General features: G+C 36.4%; 6 protein-coding genes. 4 read left to right on the top strand and 2 right to left on the bottom strand.

Annotated elements, in window-relative coordinates:
• From F6K13_RS17885 to F6K13_RS17870, 4 genes are all read left to right on the top strand, one after another.
• Positions 1-355: transposase (locus F6K13_RS17885; RefSeq protein ID WP_287287934.1), on the top strand; the 355-nt coding region annotated here is incomplete at its 5' end.
• A gap of 101 nt (positions 356-456) precedes the next feature.
• The gene (gene lysA, locus F6K13_RS17880; RefSeq protein WP_287287933.1) at positions 457-1,863 is read left to right on the top strand and encodes a diaminopimelate decarboxylase; all 1,407 of its coding nucleotides are present in this window, start codon (positions 457-459) and stop codon (positions 1,861-1,863) included.
• A 491-nt stretch (positions 1,864-2,354) separates the two neighbouring features.
• Positions 2,355-3,272, top strand: a complete 918-nt coding sequence (cdaA, locus tag F6K13_RS17875) for a diadenylate cyclase CdaA (RefSeq protein WP_124145551.1) — start codon at positions 2,355-2,357, stop codon at positions 3,270-3,272.
• Entirely contained in the window at positions 3,269-4,015 is a 747-nt protein-coding gene (locus tag F6K13_RS17870) for an isoprenyl transferase (protein ID WP_287287932.1), read from the top strand. The genes cdaA and F6K13_RS17870 overlap by 4 nt, the downstream gene beginning before the upstream one ends.
• Before the next feature lie 81 nt (positions 4,016-4,096).
• Here the strand turns inward: F6K13_RS17870 and F6K13_RS17865 are convergent, their stop codons facing one another.
• Both F6K13_RS17865 and F6K13_RS17860 read right to left on the bottom strand, forming a co-directional pair.
• The gene (locus F6K13_RS17865) at positions 4,097-4,369 is read right to left on the bottom strand and encodes a DUF3143 domain-containing protein (RefSeq protein WP_124145553.1); all 273 of its coding nucleotides are present in this window, start codon (positions 4,367-4,369) and stop codon (positions 4,097-4,099) included.
• 197 nt (positions 4,370-4,566) lie between these two features.
• On the bottom strand, positions 4,567-4,971 hold a 405-nt coding region (locus F6K13_RS17860), incomplete at its 5' end, for a J domain-containing protein (protein ID WP_287287931.1).

Raw genomic sequence — 4,971 nt, 5'->3', positions numbered from 1 at the left:
TCCATTCTTGATGCAGCGCGGTCTTGAGGGTTTCCCCCATGAGCGATTGCATCAAGAATGGTTAGAGTATTTTGGCCATAGATTCGGTAAAGCCACTGTTGCAGTCAACCCAGCTTATACTAGCCAAAATTGTTTAAACTGTGGAACCACGGTCAAGAAATCACTATCAACTAGAACTCATCTTTGTCAATGTGGATGTGTTCTGGACCGAGACCACAATACAGCTATCAACATTCTGAATATCGCCCTTGGTACTGTGGGGCACACAGAAACCAGGCTCATCCAGTCAAACACTTTGGGAGACTTCTCCTCTACTGGGGTAGGAGAAATCTTGTCTCAGCAAGTCTGGTCATAGAACGAAGAATCTCCGTCAATTCATCGCGGGGAGTGTCAAAAAGTGAAATAACTTCTATATTATTAAATTAGACTACTAGAGTATAACTCTGTACAACACTTATGGTATCAACTCAACCTGTAATATCCGCAAATTCTGGACTTCAGTATTTGCCAAAAATGGAAAGTTCACCAAATCAGGAACTTTTACCACTCACTGCCAAAGTTAACAATCTAGACCACTTAGAAATCGGTGGCTGGGATGTCCCAGCACTGGTCGAGAAATTTGGCTCACCTCTATATATATTGGACGAATATACTCTCAGAACAGCTTGTCGTCAATATCGAGATGCACTTAAACAGTACTACCCTGGAGAATCTTTGGTTCTTTATGCTTCTAAAGCTTGGAGCTGTCTAGCAGTATGTGCTATTTGTGGTTCTGAAGGTTTAGGTATAGACGTTGTATCTGGAGGTGAATTATACACAGCTATCCAAGCAGGTATTAATCCAGAGAAAATATACTTACATGGCAATAATAAATCTCTTGCAGAATTAAGTTTAGCGGTCGAAACAGATTGTGTAATTGTTATCGACAATTGGCTAGAATTAAAAACATTAGCCGATTTAAAAAACGAACAAACAGAAGCACTAGAAAATCCCACAAAAATAATGGTGAGGTTTACACCTGGTATTGAATGTCATACCCACGAATACATTCGTACAGGTCATCTAGATAGTAAATTTGGATTTGACCCTAACCAATTAAATGATGTTTTTAGCTTCATAAGTCAACAACAAAAACTATCATTTATAGGAATTCATGCTCATATAGGTTCCCAAATTTTTGAAGTTCAGCCCCATCAAGATTTAGCAAGTGTAATGGTAGATGCAATGACAACTGCCATGGCACATAATCTATCAGTCACAGAAATTAATATGGGTGGTGGTTTAGGAATCCGTTATACTGAAGCAGATGACCCTCCTAGTATTGAAACTTGGGTTCACAATATCAGTAAGGCAATGGTAGATGCTTGCCAAGCTAGACAATTACCTTTACCAAAACTATTATGCGAACCTGGACGTTCAATTATTAGCCAGGCTTGTGTAACAGCTTATACAATTGGTGCTCAAAAACAAGTTCCAGAAATTAGGACTTATATATCAGTAGATGGGGGAATGTCAGATAATCCTCGTCCAATCACCTATCAATCTCTTTATCGAGTGGTTGTAGCTAATAAATTCTCTGAACCTGTAACAGAAACAGTTACCGTTGCTGGTAAACATTGTGAATCTGGTGACATTCTAGTTAAAAATGCCATGTTACCCGTAACTCAACCAGGAGATTGCTTGGTAGTAATGGCTACTGGTGCGTATAACTATAGCATGGCTTCTAACTACAATCGTCTACCACGTCCAGCAGGAGTTTTAGTTAGCAATGACGAAGTAAATGTAATATTACAAAGGGAAACTTACCAAGATTTACTCAGTCACGATGTTTTACCAGAACTAATAGCTATAGAACAATCATAGTATTTGATTCCAATGCAAAAAAGCTAACAATAGCAAGATGAAAAAATCAAACTGTTGTATGTCTTATAACTTACTATAGATACAGAAATTTGATTTTTAACCTAATTTGGCAATAAGTTCCATGTCTACTGATAACTCAAAAGCAAATTCTGGCGTTGGCATAATTTGTTACTAAGCAAAAATGATGCTATAAGGAATAGTTAAGACTAAGGGGAGGTGAGACAGATGTAACTATAAGTTAGTGAACTAGAATTTGCATCAAGATGCTTATACTATAGTAGATAAAAGAGTATAGCATCTATATGTATTCTGCAAAGCTACTAATGCTAAAAAATGTCCAATTAACAGTGGATGATCAAACTTATTGTTCATTGATATTGATAATTAATTATTTACATTACGTAAGAGAATAAATGCTCTTTGCTGGTGATGACACCAATGTTAAATAAAAAAACATCAAAAGTTGACGTTAGATTAATAATTAAAGTTCAATGAAATCGGGTCTTAGTAATGACCCAGGCTTGATGAAGTCCTTATTAGTACATAGTATTGATATCGGACTGGTTCTAGCCTTGATATATATGGTGCTTGTCATCATAGGGGAACGTCGTACACTATGGATGGTAAGAGGGTTTATAGTCTTAATGTTGGCTTCGGCCTTAAGTCATTGGGCTGGATTAAAGCTTTTAAGTTTTGCCCTCAACAGTTTAGTCATAGGTTCTGCTGTTTCCATGGCAGTAATATTACAATCAGAATTCCGTAGGTTTCTTGAGCAGTTGGGACAGGGAGAAATTCTGCAAATGTTTGGACATAATCGTAGAGTTTTACCTGAATCAGATAGCATTATTGATGAAATAGTAGAATCAATCAAACAACTGTCTCAAAATCGTATAGGCGCTTTGTTAATCATAGAAACAGATGGGCCTATAGATGAGAGAGATTTTTCTGTGCCTGGTGTGAAGTTAAACGCTGAACTTTCTAAGGAACTATTACAGACCATATTTCAGCCAAAAACTTTATTACATGATGGCGCAGTCCTAATTAGAGAACATAAAGTTATATCAGCTGGTGTGATTCTACCATTGTCTGAAAGAATAGCTTCCAGGCAATTAGGGACTCGTCATAGAGCAGCTATGGGAATTACAGAACAAGTAGAAAAGTGCCTCTGCGTAGTGGTGTCTGAAGAAACTGGTTCTATATCTCTGGCTGAAAAAGGGACTTTAAATCGACCCTTAACCAGTAATAAACTTAAGGAATTATTAGAACAACGCCTATTTCTATCAGGTAGTGAAAAAAATACAAAACCATTCACCATACTTAATCTTGGAGTTCAAATAGGAACAAAAGGATCGAGATTAATGTCATGTATGCTTCGTCAAAGTCCACCAGCTCCTCGAAAGAAAAGATGAATCAAGGAACTTGCTTACAAGATTTACCTGTTGACCTAGAACCAGAAAAGTTGCCTCGCCACGTAGCTGTAATTATGGATGGTAATGGCCGCTGGGCAGGACGCAGGGGTTTACCTCGAATTATGGGTCATAGGCGTGGGGTGGAAGCGCTGAAAGCCTTATTACAGTGTAGTAAAGATTGGGGTATAGAAGCATTAACTGCTTACGCATTCTCTAGTGAAAATTGGGGCAGGCCACTAGAGGAAGTTAATTTTTTGATGAGTTTATTTGAAAGAATTTTACGTCAAGAGCTACAGGAAATGGTGGCAGAAGATGTTCAAATTAGATTTGTTGGTAATCTAAGTTCTTTACCTCTATCTTTACAAGCTGAGATTAAACATTCAATGGAAATGACTCAGCAAAATCAGGGGATTAAGTTTACTGTAGCTACTAATTATGGAGGACGTCAGGAGATTGTACATGCTTGTCAAGCGATCGCCTCTCAGGTACAAAAAGGTTTACTCAAACCAGAAGAAATTAATGAAGGGTTATTTGAGCAATATCTTTATACTGCTGGAATTTCTCATCCAGATTTATTAATTCGTACCAGTGGGGAAATGAGAATTAGTAATTTTTTATTATGGCAAATGGCTTATTCGGAAATCTATGTTACTGAAACATTTTGGCCTGACTTTAACCGCTCTGAATTTCATCATGCCTTATTTGCTTATCAAAAACGTCAACGCAGATTTGGTAAAATATGATACGAAAATCTATTTACGCAATACAGAAAGCTAATATTTTTGATTCGTAAGTTCAATTTTGTTGGCTGGAGTTATCTTTAACTAAGGCCCACAAAAAATTGCTTCTTCAAGGTCTTGACGACTCAAAGAATATTTAAAGGAGCGTTGAATATCATCACCATTATCACTAGCGTCTACATACCGCACCGTAAGTTGATCGATATCAAGTGATAATTCTGCTTTCCAGGTAGGTTTTTCAACCCACCAACAATGTAATTTTTCAGAATTTTGTTGGCAACCATTTTCTTGGAGCCATTCTTCAATTTTGGGCAGAGGGTGGTTATATAAAGGAGTGTCTGGTTTGGGAGTATCCATTTTTTTGTATCTACAAACAAAAAATATCTAGACTTAATAATAATTTTAATAACTTACAAAGACTTCCAGTAATTCAGTTGCGTCAATTCTAGAACATATAATATATTTACTTTTTCCAATAATTTTTAAAATAATATCATAGAAATTAATCAAATCTTAAATATTTATATATAACTATTTTGATCAAATCAATAAAGCTATAATGAGTATTTGATTTCTATGAATTGATTTCCTGGTGGTTCAATAGGTTGGATAGTTACCTCTGGACGTATGAGGCCAATAGTAATAGCTATCAACAAACAACTAATTAAAGTTATACCTATAATCAATAAAGCAAATAATTCACCAGCAGATAATGGTCTGTCTTGAGGGTCTAAGTAGGCAGAGGAATTTCTATAATTAAAATTAACTCTTTGACTCAAATCATCTACATATAAGCGCCTAATTTTTTGGTCGTACTCTAATCTTTTTTCTGAGTTCACGAGAGTAGCATAAGCTTCATTAATTTGCTGGAATTTTACAGTAGCGATCGCCTTCGGCATATCTGTAGTATCTGGATGATAGCGCTTACTTAGTTCTCGATATGCTCTTCTAATTTCCTG

The sequence above is a fragment of the Okeania sp. SIO2B9 genome, assembly GCF_010672505.1.
GTDB classification, from domain to species: domain Bacteria; phylum Cyanobacteriota; class Cyanobacteriia; order Cyanobacteriales; family Microcoleaceae; genus Okeania; species Okeania hirsuta.
The sequence above is the reverse complement of the archived record's forward strand: the minus strand, read 5'-3'. Positions and strand labels throughout refer to the sequence as shown.